The sequence below is a fragment of the Streptomyces sp. NPDC046977 genome, from assembly GCF_040644455.1.
Lineage (GTDB): Bacteria > Actinomycetota > Actinomycetes > Streptomycetales > Streptomycetaceae > Actinacidiphila.
Map to the genome: position 1 here is coordinate 78044 of NZ_JBEYWO010000023.1, position 17668 is coordinate 95711.

Here is a 17668-nt window from a genome sequence, read left to right on the forward strand (position 1 = left end):
CGGCCGCTGGCTGGACGGCCTGGGCGGGCTCCGGAACACCGTGCGTCAGGAGCTGGTGGCCCGTCAGCTCGACGAGCAGATCACGGCCCGCTTCCCCGTCGGGCGGCGGCTGCGCGTCCTCGACGTCGGCCCCGGCCAGGGCACCCAGGCCCTGCGGCTGGCCCGCGCCGGCCACCTCGTCACCGGGCTGGAGGCCGATCCCGCGATGGCGGGCGCGCTGCGCGGGGCGCTGGCCGTCGAACCCGAGGGCATACGCGAGCGCGTCACGCTGATCGAGGGCGACGGCCGGGAGACCGGTCGGCACTTCGGGCCCGGCACCTTCGACGTGGTGCTCTGCCACGGGGTGCTCATGTACGTGCCCGAGCCCGACCCGATGCTCGCCGGGCTGGCCCGCGTCCTGGCCCCGGGCGGGCTGCTCTCCCTGCTGGTGCGGAACGCCGACGCACTGGCGATGCGCCCCGGGCTGCAGGGCGACTGGCCGACCGCGCTGGCGGCGCTCTCGGGCGGCCCCGCCACGTACACCAACCGGCTGGGGGTCACCGCCCGCGCCGACCGGCGCGCGGCCCTCACCGCCACCCTCAGCGGCATCGGGGCGCCGCTGCACGCCTGGTACGGGGTACGGGTCTTCACCGACACCGCTCCGGACGCCGACGGCGACACGCCCGCCGAGGTGCCGGAGGAACTGCTCGCGGCCGAGGAGCTCGCCGGGCGCACCGATCCGTACCGATCGGTGGCGGCACTGCTGCATCTGTGCGGCGTACGGGACTGACCGGGGCGGGCTACACGCCACGGAGTGCGCCAAAAGCGACACTTCCGGCATGACCGTTTCCCTGCCTGCCTCCCGGCGCACGCTCGGGGCCCTGTGCGCGGCGACCGCGACACTTGCGATGCTCGCCGGATGCACCTCCGGCTCGCCCTCCTCCCCCCAGTCCCCCGCGGCGAAGACCTCGGCGGCACCGGAGGTCTCGGAGGCGTCCGGCGCCCGCGACCTCCAGGACAACTACCAGGACGTCGTCAAGAACGTGCTGCCCTCGGTCGTGCAGATCACGACCTCGGAGGAGCTCGGCTCCGGCATCGTCTACGACACCAAGGGCCACATCGTCACCAACGCCCATGTCGTCGGGAAGAACACCACCTTCCAGGTGACCCTGGCCAACGGCAACGAGCCGCAGAAGGCCACGCTGGTCGCCAGCTACCCCGAGCAGGACCTCGCGGTGATCGCCCTCGACAAGCCGCCGTCCGACCTGCGCGCGGTCCGCTTCGCGGACTCCTCCAAGGTCGAGGTGGGGCAGATCGCGCTCGCCATGGGCAGCCCGCTGGGGCTCAGCGGCAGCGTGACCCAGGGAATCGTCTCCGCGCTGGGCCGGACCGTCACCGAGACCGCGTCCGGCGGCGCGCCCGGGGCCACCATCGCCAACCTCGTGCAGACCTCCGCGCCCATCAACCCGGGCAACAGCGGCGGGGCGCTGGTCAACCTGTCCGGCGAGATCATCGGCATCCCCACGCTCGGCGCGGTCAACCCGAGTTCGGGCAGCGGGAACAACTCGGCGCCGGGCATCGGCTTCGCCATCCCCGCGTCGACGATCACCCGCATCGCCGACCAGATCATCAAGAACGGCAAGGTGACCTCGTCCGGGCGCGCCGCCCTGGGCGTCACCGGCCGCACCGTGCTCGGGCCGGACTTCAGCCCGGCCGGCGTCGCCGTCATCTCCGTCGTCAAGGGCGGCCCGGCCGACAAGGCGGGCATCCAGCCCGGCGACATCATCATCGGCGTCGGCAACACCCAGATCCAGACCTCCCAGGCGCTGTCCGAGGCCCTGGCACCGTCCGCTCCGGGCAAGAAGGTGGACGTCACCTTCGTGCGCGACGGCAACGAGAAGACGGTCGAGGTGACGCTGGGCGAGCTCTGACGGAGCCGGCGGACCCGGCTCAACCCTGCAGACCGCGGCGTGGAGGGCGCGATGGCGCGCCCTCCACGCCGCGGTCGTCGCCGTCGCGGGCTACTCGTCGCCGTGCAGGCTCATGGGGCCGTAGATCTTGGTGGCGTCCTCGAAGAGGACGACCTGGTCGGCGCCGCCCTGGAGCAGGTCCTTCCAGACCTCGCCGATCCAGGACTCGGCGTCGCCCTGTGTGGTGAACTCCTCGGGCTCGACGGCAGGTGCGACCTCCGTGCCGTCGGTCTTCTCGAAACGCCAGGTCCACGCCATGTCCGTCTCCTCGTCCCAGGGGGTGCCTGCCCGGCAGCGTAGCGTGCGCGGACGCGAAAGAATCGGGACGTGGAACTGACACTTCTCGGTACCGGGGGCCCCGACGGCCTGCCGCTGCCCGGCTGCCCGTGCGCGGCGTGCGCGGTGGCCGTGGGCGAGCGGGCGCGGGCGGCGACCTCCGTTCTCGTGGACGGGGTGCTGCTGCTCGATCTGACGCCCGGCGTGGCGCTGGCCGCCGCCCGTTCGGGGCACTCGCTGACCGCGGTGCGCCAGGTGCTGCTGTCGCATCCGCACGACGGGCCCGCGGTGGAGATCCCGCCGGGACTGCCCGCACCGGCGCGGCTGCCCGCCGGGCAGGAGCTGACACTGCCGGCCGGGCACAGGGTGCGGTCGGTGCCGGTGGACGCGCCCGGTGCCGGGTACGAGGTGACGGCGCCGGGGGGCGAACGGCTGCTGTACCTGCCGCCGGAGTGCGGCCCCGCGGGACTCGCGGAACCGGCGAAGACCGAACGGCCGTACGGGACCGTGCTGCTGGACGTCGTGGCGCGGCCCGACGCGCTGGCCCGGCTGCGCGCCGCGGGGGCGGTCACCGGCACCACGGACGTGGTCGCCGTGCACCTGGACCACGCGGTGCCCCCCGGCCCGGAGACGCGCCGCCGGCTGGCGGCACTGGGTGCCCGCACGGTGCCGGACGGGACGACGCTGACCGTCGGCGACTTCCACGAGGTGCCGGACCTCCCGCGCCGCACCCTTGTGCTGGGCGGCGCCCGTTCGGGCAAGTCGGCGGAGGCCGAGCGGCGGCTGTCGGCCTTCCCCGACGTGCTGTACGTGGCCACCGGCGGTACGCGGGACGAGGACCCGGAGTGGGCGCGGCGCGTCGCGCTGCACCGTGAACGCCGGCCGGGCACCTGGCGGACGCGGGAGACCTGCGACCTCGTGCCGCTGCTCGCCCGGGACAGCGGTCCGGCGCTGCTGGTCGACTGCCTGTCGCTGTGGCTGACCCACGCCATGGACGAGGCCGGGGCCTGGGACGACGCACACTGGGCGGCCGGCGGCGAACGCGAACTGCGCGAGCGGGTCGAGGAGTTGACCGCGGCCTGGCGCGCCACCCGGCGCACCGTGGTCGCCGTCAGCAACGAGGTGGGCTCCGGCGTGGTCCCGGCCACCGCGAGCGGCCGCCGTTTCCGTGACGAACTGGGCCGCCTGAACGCGATGGTGGCCGCCGAGTCGGAGCACGTGCTGCTGGTCGTGGCCGGACAGGCGCTGACGCTGCGGGGCTGACCTCGGCGCGGGGCCCGCCGTAACGGTAGTGTTCGATCCCGTGAGCGGCCTGAATCTCGATGACTTCGCCTCCCTCGTGGAGCGCCCGGACGCCGGCGTACGCCGTGACGCGCACGACCGCTGGCAGCGCCTGGTGCGCCCGGCAGGGGCGCTGGGCAATCTGGCCGAGCTCGCGGAGTGGCTCTCCGCGGCGCAGAGCGCGGCCACCGTGCGGCCGATCGAACACCCCAAGGCCGTGCTGTTCGCCGCGGACCACGGCGTGGCGGCACTCAAGGTGTCGGCGCGCCCCGAGGGCACGGCGGTGGACCTGGTCCGCGCCGTCCTCGACGGTGCGTCACCGGTGAACGTGCTGGCGCGTCAGTACGGCGCGGCGGTCCGGGTGGTGGACGTCGGCGTCGACGCCCCGGCCGAGGACCTGCCCGCCGACGTCACGGCGCACCGCGTGCGGCGCGGCTCGGGCCGGATCGACGTCGAGGACGCGCTGACGGCCGAGGAGGCCGAGGCCGCGTTCCGCGCCGGCATGGCCGTCGCCGACGAGGAGGCGGACTCCGGCACCGACCTGGTCCTGCTCGGCGATCTGAGCGTCGGCGGCACCACGGTCGCCGGCGTGCTGATCGCCGCCCTCTGCGGCACGGACGCCTCCGTGGTGACGGGCCGGGGCTCCGGCATCGACGACGTGGCCTGGATGCGCAAGTGCGCGGCGATCCGCGACGCGCTGCGCCGGGCGCGGCCGGTCCTGGGCGACCAGTTGGAGCTCCTGGCCGCGGTGGGCGGCGCCGACATGGCCGCGATCACCGGCTTCCTGCTCCAGGCGGCGGTGCGCAAGCTGCCCGTGGTCCTGGACGGCGTGGTGTCGGCGGCGTGCGCGCTCGTCGCCCAGCGCATCGCCTTCCGGGCGCCGGACTGGTGGCTGGCCGGCCAGACCAGCGGGGAGCCGGGGCAGGCCAAGGCGCTGGACCGGCTGTCCATCGAACCGCAGCTGGACCTGAAGGTGACCGCCGGCGAGGGCACGGGCGCACTGCTGGTGCTCCCCCTGCTGAAGGCTGCCGCCGCACTCTCCGCGGAACTCCCCGAACGCCCCTGACGCCCGGCGTCCCGCCGCCTACCCGGGACAGGCTGTCTGCGGCCTGCCGCGCGCGCCGGGCGGCGGGTCGTCCCGCCGTACCGGCCGGGGCGATGGGGCAGCCCCGTCGGGCAGCCTCCTCCCACTGCGGGCCGCAAAGACCGGTACACGGGGGGGCGCCGCGACACTCCGCACGGCCTTGTCCGAGACCCTCTGACCCCGGCGGCCCGCGTGGCATGGCCGGGAGCGGGCGCGGGTGGCAGTTCGAGCCGTACTGGGCAGGCGCACGGAACCAGCCCGTCGGGCGGCCGCGTACGCCGCAGGCCTGGACGCACTGCCGCGGCACGGCGGCCGTACCCTGCCGCGCGGCGGGACAGTTCGTGCGTCGGGCAGCCACGCTCCGCCGCGTGCGGGGAACGACGGGGCCTGCGGCAGACGCAAGGAACGACCCGGTCGGACAGTCGTGTTCAGCAGCGAGCCGGAAAGACCGGGACAAACCATCGCGTACGCACTGCGGCCGGGAGCCGAGCACGCCGGTACCCCGTCGGCCGGACACGCTCCTGCGCGCCGGAAAGACCAGGGCACGCGCGCGGCCTGGGGCACGCCGGCCCGCACGCACTGCGACCGGAAGCCGAGCAGGCCGGTGGCCGTTCCTCTCGCGGTACCGGCCGGGCGGAAGGGACGAGCCCGCCGGGACCTCCGGGGCACACGCGCGACCGCGACGCCCATGGCACCCGCGGCCCGCAACTGCCGTACGCGGCCACACCGGGAGCCGCGCCCCGGGAACCGTTCACAGCGCCGTACCCGCCAGGCGCACGGAACCAGCCGGTCGGGTAGCCGCGTATGCCGCGGGCCGGACACCGGGCCGTGGCACAGCGGCCCGCACCCTGCCGCGCGCCGGGGGCGGTGCAAGTCGCCGTACCGGCCGGGCGCAAGGCACCCGCGCGTCGGGCGGCCACGCTCCGCCGCGAGCGGGGGGACGACGGGGCCTGGGCATGGCCGCCGGCGCCTGCGGCAGGCGCAAGGGACCGGCCTGTGGGGCGGGAAGGCCCGGGCGGAGCACACGTCAGCGTTCGGTGAAGCCGCCGAGCCAGTCCTGGAGGCGGCGGGTGGGGGCGCGCCAGCGGGCGGCGTGCTTGGCGGCGCGCAGTTCGGCGCGGCGTGCGGCTTTCGGGCGGCGTCCGTACAGGCGCTCCGCCCACAGGGAGTCGGGACGGGCCAGCCGGAGCGCGCCGACGAGGGCGACGAAGGGTACGAACACGCCGACGACGGCGGTGCGGAACTTGCCCTTCACCAGGGCGGCCAGGACGAAGAGGAAGTTGACGACGATGGTGGCGATCGCCGCGAGGCGGTTCTGCTGCTGGTCGGCGGAGAGCGAGTCGACCGCGAAGGGGGCGAGCCCGCCGAGCAGCATGAGCACCAGCGAGAAGGTGATCACGACGGCCTCGACGCTCTTGCGGCCGCGTTCGCTCCAGTACACGTCGTCCAGGTAGAGCACGAGCGCGAACTCGTCCAGTACGAGCCCCGCCCCGATGCCGAAGACCACCGCCGCCAGCCCCGCCCCGAACCCCTGCGCCGAGGCGGCGACGGCCCCGAAGCCGCCGATCGTCATGAGGATGATGCCGGGCACCACGTGGTGGATGTGCGTCCCGCCCGAGGAGATGTTCCGGAACGGGCCCTTGCCCGCGCGGATCAGGCGGGTGATGGTCCGCGTGATCACGAAGGTCGCGACGAAGGCGAAGAGGGCGAGGAGCAGTGGCAGCTTTCCCGGCTCGATGATGTTGCGGTACCACCAGTCGCTCATACCGATTGCTCCCGTTCGGCCTGGTATGCGCACTATACGGTCGGGGGGCGGCCGTTACCCTGCACGCCATGACCGCCAGCCGCGCCGCCGCGACCCCCGCCGACGGACTGCGGTTCGCCTTCGGCACCTTGACCGTGCTGCCCGTGCGGGTCACCCGCTGGGACCGCCCGGCGGCGCGGGCGGGGATGGTGTGGGCGCCCCTGGCGGGCCTGGTCGTCGGGCTGTGCGGGGCGGCCGCCGGCGGGGCGCTGCTGCTGCTCGGCTGCGGACCGCTGCTCGCCGCCGCGGGCACGGTCGCGGTGCCCGCCGCGCTCACCCGGGGACTGCATCTGGACGGACTCGCCGACACCGCCGACGGCCTGGGCAGCGGCCGGCCCGCCGAGGACGCGCTGCGCATCATGCGGCAGTCGGACATCGGACCGTTCGGCGTGCTCACCCTGGTGCTGGTCCTGATCGGCCAAGTCGCCGCCGTGGCAGGGGCGTACGGGACGTCGTGGACCCGCGGGGCGGCCGGCTTCGCGGTGGCATCGGTGGCGGCCCGCACCGCCATGACGCTCGCCTGCCGGGACGGCGTGCCCGCGGCCCGGCCGGAGGGACTGGGCGCGGCGGTGGCGGGGGCGGTCCCGGCGCGGGCGGCGTGGGGGGTGGCCGCCGCGGTGGTGGTGCTCTGCGCCGCTGCGGGGCTGCCGTTCGGCCCGTACGCCGCGGCGCAGTTCGCCGCCGCGGCCCTGATCGCCCTGGGCGCGGGGGAGTTGCTGCTGCGGCGCTGCCGGGCGCGGCTGGGCGGTGTCACGGGCGACGTCTTCGGCGCGTTGTGCGAGACGGCGGGCACCGCGGCCCTCGTCGTGCTGGCCGCGGGCGGGGCCACCGGGTAGGGAAAACCCGCGCCTTCGGCCCGGGGGCGCACGCCGTGGGCGGAAGTGTCAGGAGTGAGCGTAAGGTCGGTCCTGCACCCCCAGCCCCGCGCCGCCGGGCGTTGCCCGGTGCCAAGAAGTTCGGGCCTTCGAAGGAACAGGATCTTCATCACCGTGACTGCACTGACTCTCAGCACCTCCTCCGCCGCGGCGCTGCGCGCGGACGCCGTCGTCGTCGGCGTGACCAAGGGGACGAAGGGCCCCGAGGTCGCCCCCGGCGCGGAGGCGGTCGACCAGGCCTTCGACGGCAGGCTCGCCGCGACGCTCGAGACGCTGGGCGCCTCGGGCGCTGAGGGTGAGGTGACCAAGCTCCCCGCCCCGGCCGGCCTGAAGGCCCCGGTCGTGCTGGCGGTCGGCCTCGGCGAGGCCCCCGCGGACGGTGCCGGCTTCGACACCGAGGTGCTGCGCAAGGCGGCCGGTGTCGCCGCCCGCACCCTGGCCGGCTCCAAGAAGGCCGCCCTCGCGCTGCCGGTGGAGGACGCGGCGGCCGCCCAGGCGGTCGCCGAGGGCGCGCTGCTGGGTGCGTACGCGTACACCGCGTACCAGGCGGGCAACGGCAAGGCGCCGCTGACCGAGGTCGCGCTGGTCGGTGCCAAGCCGCGCGACAAGGCCTACAAGGCGGCCGCCGAGCGTGCCACGGTCGTCGCGGAGGAGGTCAACCGCTCGCGCGACCTGATCAACATGCCGCCGAACGACCTGACCCCCAAGGCCTTCGCCGCCTTCGTGCAGGAGGCCGCCAAGGAGTACGGCCTCAAGGTCGAGGTGCTGGACGAGAAGGCGCTCGTCAAGGGCGGCTACGGCGGCATCATGGGCGTCGGCCAGGGCTCGGCGAACCCGCCGCGCCTGGTGAAGATCGTCCACAATGGCGGCAAGGGCCGTGACGCGAAGCACCTCGCGCTGGTCGGCAAGGGCATCACCTACGACTCGGGCGGCATCTCCCTGAAGCCGGCCGGTCACAACGAGACCATGAAGTGCGACATGAGCGGTGCCGCCGCCGTGTTCTCCACCGTGGTCGCCGCCGCGCGCCTGGGCCTGCCCGTCACCGTCACCGGCTGGCTCGCGCTCGCCGAGAACATGCCGTCCGGCGCCGCCGCCCGCCCGGGCGACGTGCTGCGGATGTACAGCGGCAAGACCGTCGAGGTGCTCAACACCGACGCCGAGGGCCGCCTGGTCATGGCCGACGCGATCACCCGCGCCTCGGAGGAGACCCCGGACGCGATCATCGACGTGGCGACCCTGACCGGCGCCATGGTGCTGGCGCTGGGCACCCGCATCTTCGGTGTCATGTCCAACGACGACGACTTCCGCACCGCGGTGCACGAGACGGCGGGCGAGGTCGGCGAGCAGTCCTGGCCGATGCCGCTCCCGGCCGACCTGCGCAAGGCGATGGACTCCGCCACCGCCGACATCGCGAACATGGGCGAGCGGATGGGCGGCGGCCTGGCGGCCGGCCTGTTCCTGAAGGAGTTCGTCGGCGAGGGCATCACCTGGGCCCACGTGGACATCGCGGGCCCGGCCTTCAACGAGTCCGGCCCGTTCGGCTACACCCCCAAGGGTGGTACCGGCTCCGCCGTGCGCACCCTGGTGCGGCTGGCCGAGAAGGCCGCCGAGGGCGAGCTCTTCCAGTAACCGTCCCGTCGCGGCCGGTCGCAGCCGACTGCGCAGGCCGAGGTGTAAGCCTCGGCACATTCCGTACGGCCCCGGGTATGGCATCCGGGGCCGTACGCGTTCGCCAAGAGCGAGCAAAGGGACCAAGTGCTGCCGTATTTCGCACGGGATACCGGTGAGTAGTCGTGGCCAGGGACGTTCCGTACGTCTCACACCCCGGCCCGGTGCCTCGTCCGCCCCGAACAAGTGCGAAGATGTTGTCTCGGCACGACAGGGCCCCGTTTAACAGAAGCGGCCGAACAAAAGCCGCCGCCCGGTCATGACGGACCGGCTCCGGCGTATCCATGCATGGAGGACGTGACGTGGCGAACGACGCCAGCACCGTTTTCGACCTAGTGATCCTCGGTGGCGGTAGCGGCGGCTACGCCGCAGCGCTGCGCGCGGCGCAGCTCGGTCTGGACGTCGCCCTGATCGAGAAGGACAAGCTCGGCGGCACCTGCCTGCACCGCGGCTGCATCCCCACGAAGGCTCTGCTGCACGCCGGTGAGATCGCGGACCAGGCCCGCGAGGCCGAGCAGTTCGGTGTCAAGGCCACCCTCGAGGGCATCGACATCGCCGGGGTCCACAAGTACAAGGACGACGTGATCGCGGGCCTGTACAAGGGTCTGCAGGGCCTGGTGGCCTCCCGCAAGGTCACCTACGTGACCGGCGAGGGCCGGCTGTCCTCCCCGACCACGGTGGACGTCAACGGCCAGCGCTACACCGGCCGCCACGTGCTCCTGGCGACCGGTTCCGTGCCGAAGTCGCTGCCGGGCCTGGCCATCGACGGCAACCGGATCATCTCGTCCGACCACGCGCTGGTCCTGGACCGGATCCCGAAGTCCGCCATCGTGCTCGGCGGCGGCGTCATCGGCGTCGAGTTCGCGTCCGCGTGGAAGTCCTTCGGTGTCGACGTCACGATCGTCGAGGGCCTGCCCCACCTCGTGCCGGTCGAGGACGAGAACAGCTCCAAGCTGCTGGAGCGCGCCTTCCGCAAGCGCGGCATCAAGTTCAACCTCGGCACCTTCTTCTCCAAGGCCGAGTACACCGCCGACGGCGTCAAGGTCACCCTCGCCGACGGCAAGGAGTTCGAGGCCGAGCTGCTGCTCGTCGCCGTCGGCCGCGGCCCGGTGTCGCAGGGCCTGGGCTACGAGGAGGCCGGGGTCGCCATGGACCGCGGCTACGTCCTCGTCGACGAGTACATGCGCACGAACGTGCCCACCATCTCCGCGGTCGGCGACCTGGTCCCGACCCTCCAGCTCGCCCACGTCGGCTTCGCCGAGGGCATCCTCGTCGCGGAGCGGCTGGCCGGTCTGAAGACCGTGCCGATCGACTACGACGGCGTGCCGCGCGTCACGTACTGCCACCCGGAGGTCGCCTCCGTGGGCATCTCCGAGGCCAAGGCCAAGGAGCTGTACGGCGCCGACAAGGTCGTCACCCTGAAGTACAGCCTGGCCGGCAACGGCAAGAGCAAGATCCTCAAGACGGCCGGCGAGATCAAGCTCGTCCAGGTCCGCGACGGCGCCGTGGTCGGCGTCCACATGGTCGGCGACCGTATGGGCGAGCAGGTCGGCGAGGCCCAGCTGGTCTACAACTGGGAGGCCCTGCCCGCCGAGGTCGCCCAGCTCATCCACGCCCACCCGACGCAGAACGAGGCGCTCGGCGAGGCCCACCTGGCGCTGGCCGGCAAGCCGCTGCACGCGCACGACTGATCCACGGACACGCAGACCAATCCGCACAGATCGTTAGGAGCAACCGAAACCATGGCGGTTTCCGTAACCCTGCCGGCGCTCGGCGAGAGCGTGTCCGAGGGCACCGTCACCCGCTGGCTCAAGGCCGAGGGTGAGCGCGTCGAGGCCGACGAGCCGCTGCTCGAGGTGTCGACCGACAAGGTCGACACCGAGATCCCGGCGCCCGCCTCGGGCATCCTCTCGTCCATCAAGGTGGCCGAGGACGAGACGGTGGAGGTCGGCGCCGAGCTGGCCGTCATCGACGACGGCACGGGCGCCCCCGCTGCCGCCCCCGCCCCGGCCGCCGCCGCGCAGCCCGCCCCCGCGCCGGCTCCGGTGCAGGAGGCCCCGGCTCCGGCTCCGGCGCCCGTCGCCGCTGCCCCGGCCGCCGCTCCCGCTCCGGCCCCGGCCGGTGCCGCCCAGGGCACCCCGGTGCTCCTGCCGGCGCTGGGCGAGTCGGTGACCGAGGGCACCGTCACCCGCTGGCTGAAGTCGGTCGGCGAGACCGTCGAGGCCGACGAGCCGCTGCTCGAGGTCTCCACCGACAAGGTCGACACCGAGATCCCGTCGCCCGCCGCCGGCACCCTGCTGGAGATCCTGGTCGGCGAGGACGAGACCGCCGAGGTCGGCGCCAAGCTCGCCGTCATCGGTGCGGCCGGTGCCGTGGCCCCGGCCGCCGCTCCCGCCGCTCCGGCTCCCGCCCCGGCCCCGGCTCCCGTGGCCGCTCCGGCTCCGGCGCCCGCCCCTGTGGCCGCCCCGGCCCCGGTGGCTCCGGCTCCCGCCCCGGCTCCCGCCCCGGTCGCCCCGCAGGCTCCGGCTCCGGCCGCCGCCCCCTCGGCCACCGCGCCGACCGACGAGGGCGCGTACGTGACCCCGCTGGTCCGCAAGCTCGCGGCCGAGAACGGCGTGGACCTGGCCTCGCTCAAGGGCACCGGCGTCGGTGGCCGGATCCGCAAGCAGGACGTCCTGGCCGCCGCGGAGGCCGCCAAGGCCGCCGCCGCCGCGCCGACCGCGCCCGCCCCGTCCGCGGGTGTCACGGTGCCGGCCGCCGCTGCCGCGCTGCGCGGGCAGACCGTCAAGATGACCCGCATCCGCAAGGTCATCGCCGAGAACATGATGAAGGCCCTGCACAGCCAGGCGCAGCTGTCGACCGTGGTCGAGGTGGACGTCACCAAGATCATGAAGCTGCGGGCCCGGGCCAAGGAGTCCTTCCTGGCCCGCGAGGGCGTCAAGCTCTCGCCGATGCCGTTCTTCGTCAAGGCCGCCGCCGAGGCGCTGAAGGCCCACCCGGTCATCAACGCCAAGATCAACGAGGACGGCACCGTCACCTACCACGACGTCGAGAACGTGGGCATCGCGGTGGACTCGGAGCAGGGCCTGATGGTCCCGGTCATCAAGGGCGCCGGCGACCTGAGCCTGGCCGGCATCGCCAAGAAGACCGCCGAGCTGGCCGGCAAGGTCCGCAACAAGAAGATCAGCCCGGACGACCTGTCCGGCGGCACGTTCACGATCAGCAACACCGGTTCGCGCGGTGCGCTGTTCGACACGATCATCGTGAACTTCCCGCAGGTCGCCGAGCTGGGCATCGGCGCCACCGTGCGCCGCCCGATCGTGATCAACCACCCGGACCTGGGTGAGACGATCGCGATCCGCGACGTGGCGTACCTGACCCTGTCGTACGACCACCAGCTGGTCGACGGCGCGGACGCCGCCCGCTACCTGAACGACGTCAAGGCCCGCCTGGAGGCCGGCGAGTTCGAGGGCGACCTCGGTCTCTGACCGACCGCACGTCGTCGCGGGACCGCACGACGGCCGAGGCCCCAGCCCCTTCCCAGGCTGGGGCCTCGGCCGTTTCCCGGGGAAATCCCGCGCCGCGGTGAGTGGTTGGGGCGCGGCGTCCGTACAGGAGGGGGCATGGCCACCATGCACCGCCGGCAAGGGCGGGGAGGCAACCGCCCCCCTCAGTGGCCTCCGCGCCCTTGCGGGTCGCGCGCTGCGTCGACCTTCCCCCCGCGCCGAGGCGCGCGCAGCGGGCCCCCGGGGGCCGGCCCGGACGTCCCGGGCCGGCCCCGCCGCGGTGTCGGACCGAGGGCCTAGCCTCGACGGCATGCGCGCGGCCCGGCTGATCCACCTCGTCCTCCTCCTGCAGTCCCACGGCTCGATGACGTCGGCCGAACTCGCCGGGGCCCTGGAAGTCTCCGAGCGGACGGTCGGCCGGGACGTGCTGGCCCTGTCGGAGGCGGGCGTCCCGGTGTACGCGGAGCGCGGGCGCGCCGGCGGCTACCGGCTGCTGGACGGCTACCGGACCCGGCTCACGGGGCTCGGCCGCGCCGAGGCGGAGGCGCTGTTCCTGTCCGGGGTGCCCGCCGCGCTGGAGGCGATGGGGCTGCACGACGCGGGATCGGCGGCGCGGCTGAAGGTGTCGGCCGCGCTGCTGCCCGAACTGCGGGACGCCCCCCGGACCGCCGCGCAGCGCTTCCACCTGGACGCGCCCGGGTGGTGGCAGGAACCGGCCACGCCACCGCTGCTGCCCGCTCTCGCGGAGGCGGTGTGGGGCGACCGCCGGCTGCGGGCACGGTACCGGCGCGCGGACACGGAGGTGGCACGGGAGCTGGAACCGTACGCGCTCGTGCTGAAGGCCGGCGTCTGGTACACGGTCGCGCGGGCGAACGGGGCGCGGGGGGCCGCGGAGGCTGCGCAGACCGAGGGAGCCGACAAGGCCAAGACAGCCGATCGGACCGAGGGAGCCGAGGCAGCCGCGCACCCTGAAGCGGCCGAGTGGACCGAGAAGGCCGAGGGGCCCGAGAAGGCCACGTCGGCCGAGGGGGCGGTACGGGTGTACCGGGTGGACCGGTTCAGCGCCGTCGACGTCCTGCCCGAACGGTTCGTCAGGGACCCGGCGTTCGACCTGCCCGCGTTCTGGGAGGCGCGGGCGGCCGCGTTCGCCCGCTCCGTGCTGCGTGCCGAGGTCGTGCTGCGGCTCACCCCGGACGGCGCCCGGCACCTGCCGTACGTCGCCGACGCGGCCGCAGCCCGCGACGCCCTGGCCGCCGCCGCGCCGCCCGGCGCCGACGGCCGCGTCACCGTCACCCTGGCCGTGGAGTCCCTCGACGTCGCCTACCACCAGCTCCTCGCCCTCGGCCCCGGCGCCGAGCTCCTCTCCCCCGCCCCGCTGCGCGCCCGCTTCGCCGAGGCCGCCCGCGCGATGGCGGCGGCCTACGCCGGCTGACCCCCGCCGCCCCGTCAACTCCCGTCCCGGCGGCGGCGTCAACACCCGCGTGCACAGGCCCCCGCGCGGGGCGAGTAACGTCACGACACGGGCGCATCCGCGTCTCTCCGCGTGCGGGGGCAGGCCCCAGACAGGATGCTGGAGCGGTGATGGACGAGACGGAGTTCTGGGAGATCGTCGACAGTACCCGGACGGCGGCCGGCGGGGACCCGGAGGAGCACGCCGATCTGCTGGTGGAGCGGCTGACGCAGCTCGACCCGGAGTCCGTCGTCGATTTCGCGCGGCACTTCGAGAGCCGTTTCAACCGGGCGTACCGGTGGGACGTGTGGGGCGCCGCGGATCTCATGCTGGGCGGGGCCGGTGACGACGCGTTCGACTTCTTCCGGTGCTGGCTGATCGGGCAGGGCCGGCATGTCTTCGAGGGCGCGGTGCACGACCCGGACGCGCTGGCGGAGCTGGCCCCGGACTTCGACCCCGAGGTGGACGGCGACGCCGAGGACCTGGGGTACGCGGCCGACGAGGCGTACGAGCAGCTGACCGGGGTGCGGCTGCCGGATCTGGACCTGTCGCCGCAGCCGGCCGAGCCGGAGGGCGTCTACGTCGACTTCGAGAACGCGGACGCGGTGGCGCAGCGCTTCCCGCGGCTGTGGGAGCGCTTCGGCTGAGCCTCCCGCGCGGCACCGGTCGCGACGGCGGCCGGGCCGGCCGTCACAGCGCCCGCCCCATGCACACGTCGTCCACGTAGGCACCGTCCAGCAGGAACTCCCCGGGCAGGACGCCCTCGACCGCGAAGCCGGCCGCCTCGTACAGCCGCCGCGCCGGAGTGTTGTGGCCCAGTACGCGCAGCGTCATGCGCCGCGCGCCCTGCCCGCGGGCGGCCTCCAGCGCCGCCATGACGAGTTCGAGCCCGACGCCGCGGCCGCGGGCCCAGGTGTCGACCGCCAAGCCCTGGATCTGCCGTACATGGCCGTTGGAGACCAGCGGCGTCGGCGGCACGAACCGGATGTATCCGGCCGTCCGCCCGTCCACCTCGGCGACCAGGTACGCGTCCGGGCCGGAGCGCCCGTCGAAGAAGTCCCCGTGCTCGTGCGGCGGGGGCGTCACCGCGTGCAGTGTGGACCACGTGGCGCGGTCCAGCCGGGCGAGGACGGGGTCGTCGGAGAGCAGGGCGGCGCGCACACGTATCCCGGACATGAGCGTCACCCTGCCACAACGGGGCGTGCCGGCACGCGACCATGTCCTCATGCGCATCGCCATCACCGGCTCGTCCGGGCTCATCGGCTCCGCCCTCGTCCGCTCCCTGCTCGCCGACGGCCACGAGGTCGTACGCCTCGTCAGGCGCCCGCCCTCCGCGGCGGACGAGGCGCGCTGGGACCCCGAGGGCGGCGGGATCGACAGCGCGGCCCTGGAGGGCGTCGAGGCCGTGGTCAACCTCGCGGGGGCGGGGGTGGGCGACCATCGCTGGACCCCGGCGTACAAGCGGACCGTCCACGACAGCCGGGTGCGCGGCACCGCGACGCTCGCCGGAGCGCTCGCCGCGCTGTCCGCGCCGCCGCGCGTCCTGGTCAGCGGGTCCGGGATCACCGCGTACGGGGACACCGGCGACCGCAGGGTCGACGAGAGCGCCCCCTACGGGGACGGTTTCCTGCCCGGCGTGTGCCGCGACTGGGAGGCCGCCGCGGCCCCGGCGCGGGACGCGGGCATCCGGACGGCGTTCGCCCGCACGGGCCTGGTCGTCTCGGGCCGGGGCGGCGCGTGGGGGCGGCTGTTCCCGCTGTTCAAGGCGGGAGTGGGCGGACGGCTGGGCAGCGGGCGGCAGTACTGGAGCTTCATCTCGCTGCGCGACCAGGTCGCGGCACTGCGCCACATGATCGACCACGACACGGTCGCCGGGCCGGTCAACATGTGCGTGCCCGAGCCGCAGACCAACGCCGAGGTGACCGCCGCCATGGCCCGGGTGCTGCGCCGGCCCGCGCTGTTCCCGGTCCCCGCGGCCGTCCTGCGCACCGTCGTCGGGGAGTTCTCCACCGAGATCCTCGGCAGTACGCGGGCCGTGCCGCGCGTGCTGCTCGACACCGGGTTCGTCTTCGCGCACCCCGGCATCGAGGAGGCGATCCGCGCGGCACTGGCCGACGAGAGGCACTGAATGCCACCAGGCGGCCCTCGGGCGGCATCAGTTGGGGAAGTTCTGGGCATGACGCTTCCAGCGCCAGCTGACGCGAGCGGGGAAACGTGCCGACCTCGGGGAGGGGCAACGTGCTCTCAACAGCACGCTCTACCGGTTCTTCAACGGACGTATGCGTGATCGGGGCCGGCGTGGCCGGTCTGTCGGCAGCGCATCATCTGATCAGCGCAGGGCTCCGCGTGACCGTCCTGGAGGCCGCCGACCGGGCCGGTGGGCGCATGGCCACCGACGAGGTGGACGGCTTCCTGCTGGACCGGGGCCCGCAACTGCTCAACACCTCCTACCCGGAGCTGCTCCGCACGCCGGGTCTGGACGACCTCCAGCTGCGGCCGTTCTCCCCCGCCGTCCTGGTGCGGGCCGCGGGCCGCGGCTACCGCGTCGGCGACCCGCGCGGGGCACTGGCGGCGGCCCGCGCCCCGCTGGGATCGCCGCTGGACAAGGCCCGGCTGCGGGCGGCCCTGCACCGTCTGGCCGACACCCCGGTCGAACGCCTCCTGGAGCGGCCCGAGACGACGGCCGCCGAAGCGCTCGCCTCGCGCGGGTTCGCCCCCCGCGCGGTCGAGGGGTACCTGCGGCCGCTGCTCTCCGCGCTGCTGTGCGACCCCTGGCTGACAACGTCCAGCCGCTGCGCCGACCTGGTGCTGCGGGCCTTCGCCCTGGGCCGCACCTGCCTGCCCGCGGGCGGTGCCGAGGCCCTGCCGCGGCAGCTCGCGGGCGCGCTGCCGGAGGGTTCACTGCGGCTGGGCACCCGCGCGGTGGCGGCCTCCACCAACGCGGTGCTGACCGAGGAGAAGGAGGAACTGCCGTGCCGGGCCGTGGTGGTGGCCACCGGGGCCCGCGCGGCGGCCGAGCTGCTGCCGGGGCTGCGCGTGCCGGACTTCCACGCCGTCACCGTGGTCCACCACGCGGCCCCCACCGCGCCGTTGCGGGAGGCCGCGCTCGTCCTGGACGCGGACCGGCGCGGGCCGGTGTCGCACTCGCTCCCGGCGAGCCTGGTCGACCCGTCCCGCGCGCCGGCCGGCCGGACGCTGGTGACCTCGGTGCTGCTCGGTGCCGCGGCCGTCCCCGACCCGGACGACGACGCGGTGCGCGCCCACCTCGCCGAGCTCTACGGCACCTCCACCGCGGGCTGGCGGCTGCTGGCCGTCCACCACGACCCGGAGGCCGTGCCCGCCATGCCCGCACCGCACGATCTGCGCCGCCCGGTGCGCATACTCCAGGGGCTGTACGTCTGCGGCGACCACCGGGACACCAGCACGGTGCAGGGCGCCATGCTGTCCGGCCGCCGCGCGGCACAGCGGCTGCTGCGCGACGTGGGCCTGCACCCCGGGTCCCGCACCGAGCCCCTGGCCGCCTGAGCCCGTCCGGCCCGCCCCGGGGAGCAATGCCCCAGGGCCGGCCGGCACGCCTCACCCCACCAGCACCCCGAGGGCCGCGGCCCGATCCGTCTGCGGCGACCACCGGGACACCAGCACGGTGCAGGGCGCCATGCTGTCCGGCCGCCGCGCGGCACAGCGGCTGCTGCGCGACGTGGGCCTGCACCCCGGGTCCCGCACCGAGCCCCTGGCCGCCTGAGCCCGTCCGACCGGCCCCGGGGAGCAATGCCCC

15 protein-coding genes and 1 pseudogene are annotated in these 17668 nt (G+C 74.7%); 13 read left to right on the forward strand and 3 right to left on the reverse strand.

Annotated features, from left to right (window positions below; genetic code table 11):
* Positions 1-19: 19 nt before the first annotated feature.
* Together ABZ883_RS29760 and ABZ883_RS29765 are read left to right on the forward strand one after the other, a co-directional pair.
* Positions 20-769, forward strand: a complete 750-nt coding sequence (locus ABZ883_RS29760) for a methyltransferase domain-containing protein (RefSeq protein ID WP_360911618.1) — start codon at positions 20-22, stop codon at positions 767-769.
* Between the two features lie 118 nt (positions 770-887).
* Positions 888-1910 (forward strand): trypsin-like peptidase domain-containing protein, encoded by a 1023-nt coding sequence (locus tag ABZ883_RS29765; protein ID WP_360911620.1) that lies wholly within the window; start codon positions 888-890, stop codon positions 1908-1910.
* Between the two features lie 90 nt (positions 1911-2000).
* Here ABZ883_RS29765 and ABZ883_RS29770 read toward each other — a convergent pair whose 3' ends face one another.
* Positions 2001-2207 (reverse strand): hypothetical protein, encoded by a 207-nt coding sequence (locus ABZ883_RS29770; RefSeq protein WP_360911473.1) that lies wholly within the window; start codon positions 2205-2207, stop codon positions 2001-2003.
* A gap of 69 nt (positions 2208-2276) precedes the next feature.
* Between ABZ883_RS29770 and ABZ883_RS29775 the strand changes: the two genes are divergently transcribed.
* Both ABZ883_RS29775 and cobT read left to right on the forward strand, forming a co-directional pair.
* Complete coding sequence (locus tag ABZ883_RS29775) at positions 2277-3488, forward strand: bifunctional adenosylcobinamide kinase/adenosylcobinamide-phosphate guanylyltransferase (protein WP_360911475.1); 1212 nt, start codon at positions 2277-2279, stop codon at positions 3486-3488.
* A gap of 40 nt (positions 3489-3528) precedes the next feature.
* Positions 3529-4572 carry a nicotinate-nucleotide--dimethylbenzimidazole phosphoribosyltransferase gene (gene cobT, locus ABZ883_RS29780; RefSeq protein ID WP_360911477.1) on the forward strand — a complete coding sequence of 348 codons (1044 nt, stop codon included), beginning with the start codon at positions 3529-3531 and terminating at the stop codon, positions 4570-4572.
* 1045 nt (positions 4573-5617) lie between these two features.
* Here cobT and ABZ883_RS29785 read toward each other — a convergent pair.
* Complete coding sequence (locus ABZ883_RS29785) at positions 5618-6355, reverse strand: hypothetical protein (RefSeq protein WP_360911479.1); 738 nt, start codon at positions 6353-6355, stop codon at positions 5618-5620.
* Between the two features lie 68 nt (positions 6356-6423).
* Between ABZ883_RS29785 and ABZ883_RS29790 the strand changes: the two genes are divergently transcribed.
* From ABZ883_RS29790 to ABZ883_RS29815, 6 genes are all read left to right on the forward strand, one after another.
* Positions 6424-7230, forward strand: coding sequence for an adenosylcobinamide-GDP ribazoletransferase (locus ABZ883_RS29790; RefSeq protein ID WP_360911481.1), 807 nt, complete (start codon positions 6424-6426; stop codon positions 7228-7230).
* A gap of 153 nt (positions 7231-7383) precedes the next feature.
* Positions 7384-8898 (forward strand): leucyl aminopeptidase, encoded by a 1515-nt coding sequence (locus ABZ883_RS29795; protein ID WP_360911483.1) that lies wholly within the window; start codon positions 7384-7386, stop codon positions 8896-8898.
* Between the two features lie 341 nt (positions 8899-9239).
* Positions 9240-10628, forward strand: a complete 1389-nt coding sequence (gene lpdA, locus ABZ883_RS29800; protein ID WP_360911484.1) for a dihydrolipoyl dehydrogenase — start codon at positions 9240-9242, stop codon at positions 10626-10628.
* A gap of 51 nt (positions 10629-10679) precedes the next feature.
* Positions 10680-12425 carry a 2-oxoglutarate dehydrogenase, E2 component, dihydrolipoamide succinyltransferase gene (sucB, locus tag ABZ883_RS29805; RefSeq protein WP_360911487.1) on the forward strand — a complete coding sequence of 582 codons (1746 nt, stop codon included), beginning with the start codon at positions 10680-10682 and terminating at the stop codon, positions 12423-12425.
* Positions 12426-12753: 328 nt separating this feature from the next.
* A complete protein-coding gene (locus tag ABZ883_RS29810) occupies positions 12754-13875 on the forward strand; it encodes a WYL domain-containing protein (protein ID WP_360911489.1) in 1122 nt (373 codons plus the stop codon).
* A gap of 149 nt (positions 13876-14024) precedes the next feature.
* On the forward strand, positions 14025-14540 hold the full coding sequence (locus ABZ883_RS29815) for a DUF4240 domain-containing protein (protein WP_360911491.1): 516 nt from the start codon (positions 14025-14027) through the stop codon (positions 14538-14540).
* A gap of 43 nt (positions 14541-14583) precedes the next feature.
* Here ABZ883_RS29815 and ABZ883_RS29820 read toward each other — a convergent pair whose 3' ends face one another.
* The gene (locus ABZ883_RS29820; protein WP_360911492.1) at positions 14584-15069 is read right to left on the reverse strand and encodes a GNAT family N-acetyltransferase; all 486 of its coding nucleotides are present in this window, start codon (positions 15067-15069) and stop codon (positions 14584-14586) included.
* 49 nt (positions 15070-15118) lie between these two features.
* On the opposite strand from ABZ883_RS29820, the gene ABZ883_RS29825 reads away from it, so the two are divergent.
* From ABZ883_RS29825 to ABZ883_RS29835, 3 genes and pseudogenes are all read left to right on the forward strand, one after another.
* Positions 15119-16021: a TIGR01777 family oxidoreductase gene (locus ABZ883_RS29825; protein ID WP_360911494.1), complete on the forward strand. Its 903-nt coding sequence runs from the start codon at positions 15119-15121 to the stop codon at positions 16019-16021.
* 110 nt (positions 16022-16131) lie between these two features.
* Positions 16132-17418, forward strand: coding sequence for an NAD(P)/FAD-dependent oxidoreductase (locus ABZ883_RS29830; RefSeq protein WP_360911496.1), 1287 nt, complete (start codon positions 16132-16134; stop codon positions 17416-17418).
* 88 nt (positions 17419-17506) lie between these two features.
* Positions 17507-17635 (forward strand): annotated as a pseudogene (locus ABZ883_RS29835) (oxidoreductase); the annotation flags it as partial.
* Positions 17636-17668: the final 33 nt, after the last annotated feature.

Excerpts from the sequence above, each read along its gene's own strand:
- ABZ883_RS29765 (WP_360911620.1), top strand. The coding sequence starts at position 888 with ATGCTCGCCGGATGCACCTCCGGCTCGCCCTCCTCCCCCCAGTCCCCC.
- ABZ883_RS29770 (WP_360911473.1), bottom strand. The coding sequence starts at position 2,207 with ATGGCGTGGACCTGGCGTTTCGAGAAGACCGACGGCACGGAGGTCGCA.
- ABZ883_RS29785 (WP_360911479.1), bottom strand. The coding sequence starts at position 6,355 with ATGAGCGACTGGTGGTACCGCAACATCATCGAGCCGGGAAAGCTGCCA.
- ABZ883_RS29790 (WP_360911481.1), top strand. The coding sequence starts at position 6,424 with ATGACCGCCAGCCGCGCCGCCGCGACCCCCGCCGACGGACTGCGGTTC.
- sucB (WP_360911487.1), top strand. The coding sequence starts at position 10,680 with ATGGCGGTTTCCGTAACCCTGCCGGCGCTCGGCGAGAGCGTGTCCGAG.
- ABZ883_RS29810 (WP_360911489.1), top strand. The coding sequence starts at position 12,754 with ATGCGCGCGGCCCGGCTGATCCACCTCGTCCTCCTCCTGCAGTCCCAC.
- ABZ883_RS29815 (WP_360911491.1), top strand. The coding sequence starts at position 14,025 with ATGGACGAGACGGAGTTCTGGGAGATCGTCGACAGTACCCGGACGGCG.
- ABZ883_RS29820 (WP_360911492.1), bottom strand. The coding sequence starts at position 15,069 with ATGTCCGGGATACGTGTGCGCGCCGCCCTGCTCTCCGACGACCCCGTC.
- ABZ883_RS29825 (WP_360911494.1), top strand. The coding sequence starts at position 15,119 with ATGCGCATCGCCATCACCGGCTCGTCCGGGCTCATCGGCTCCGCCCTC.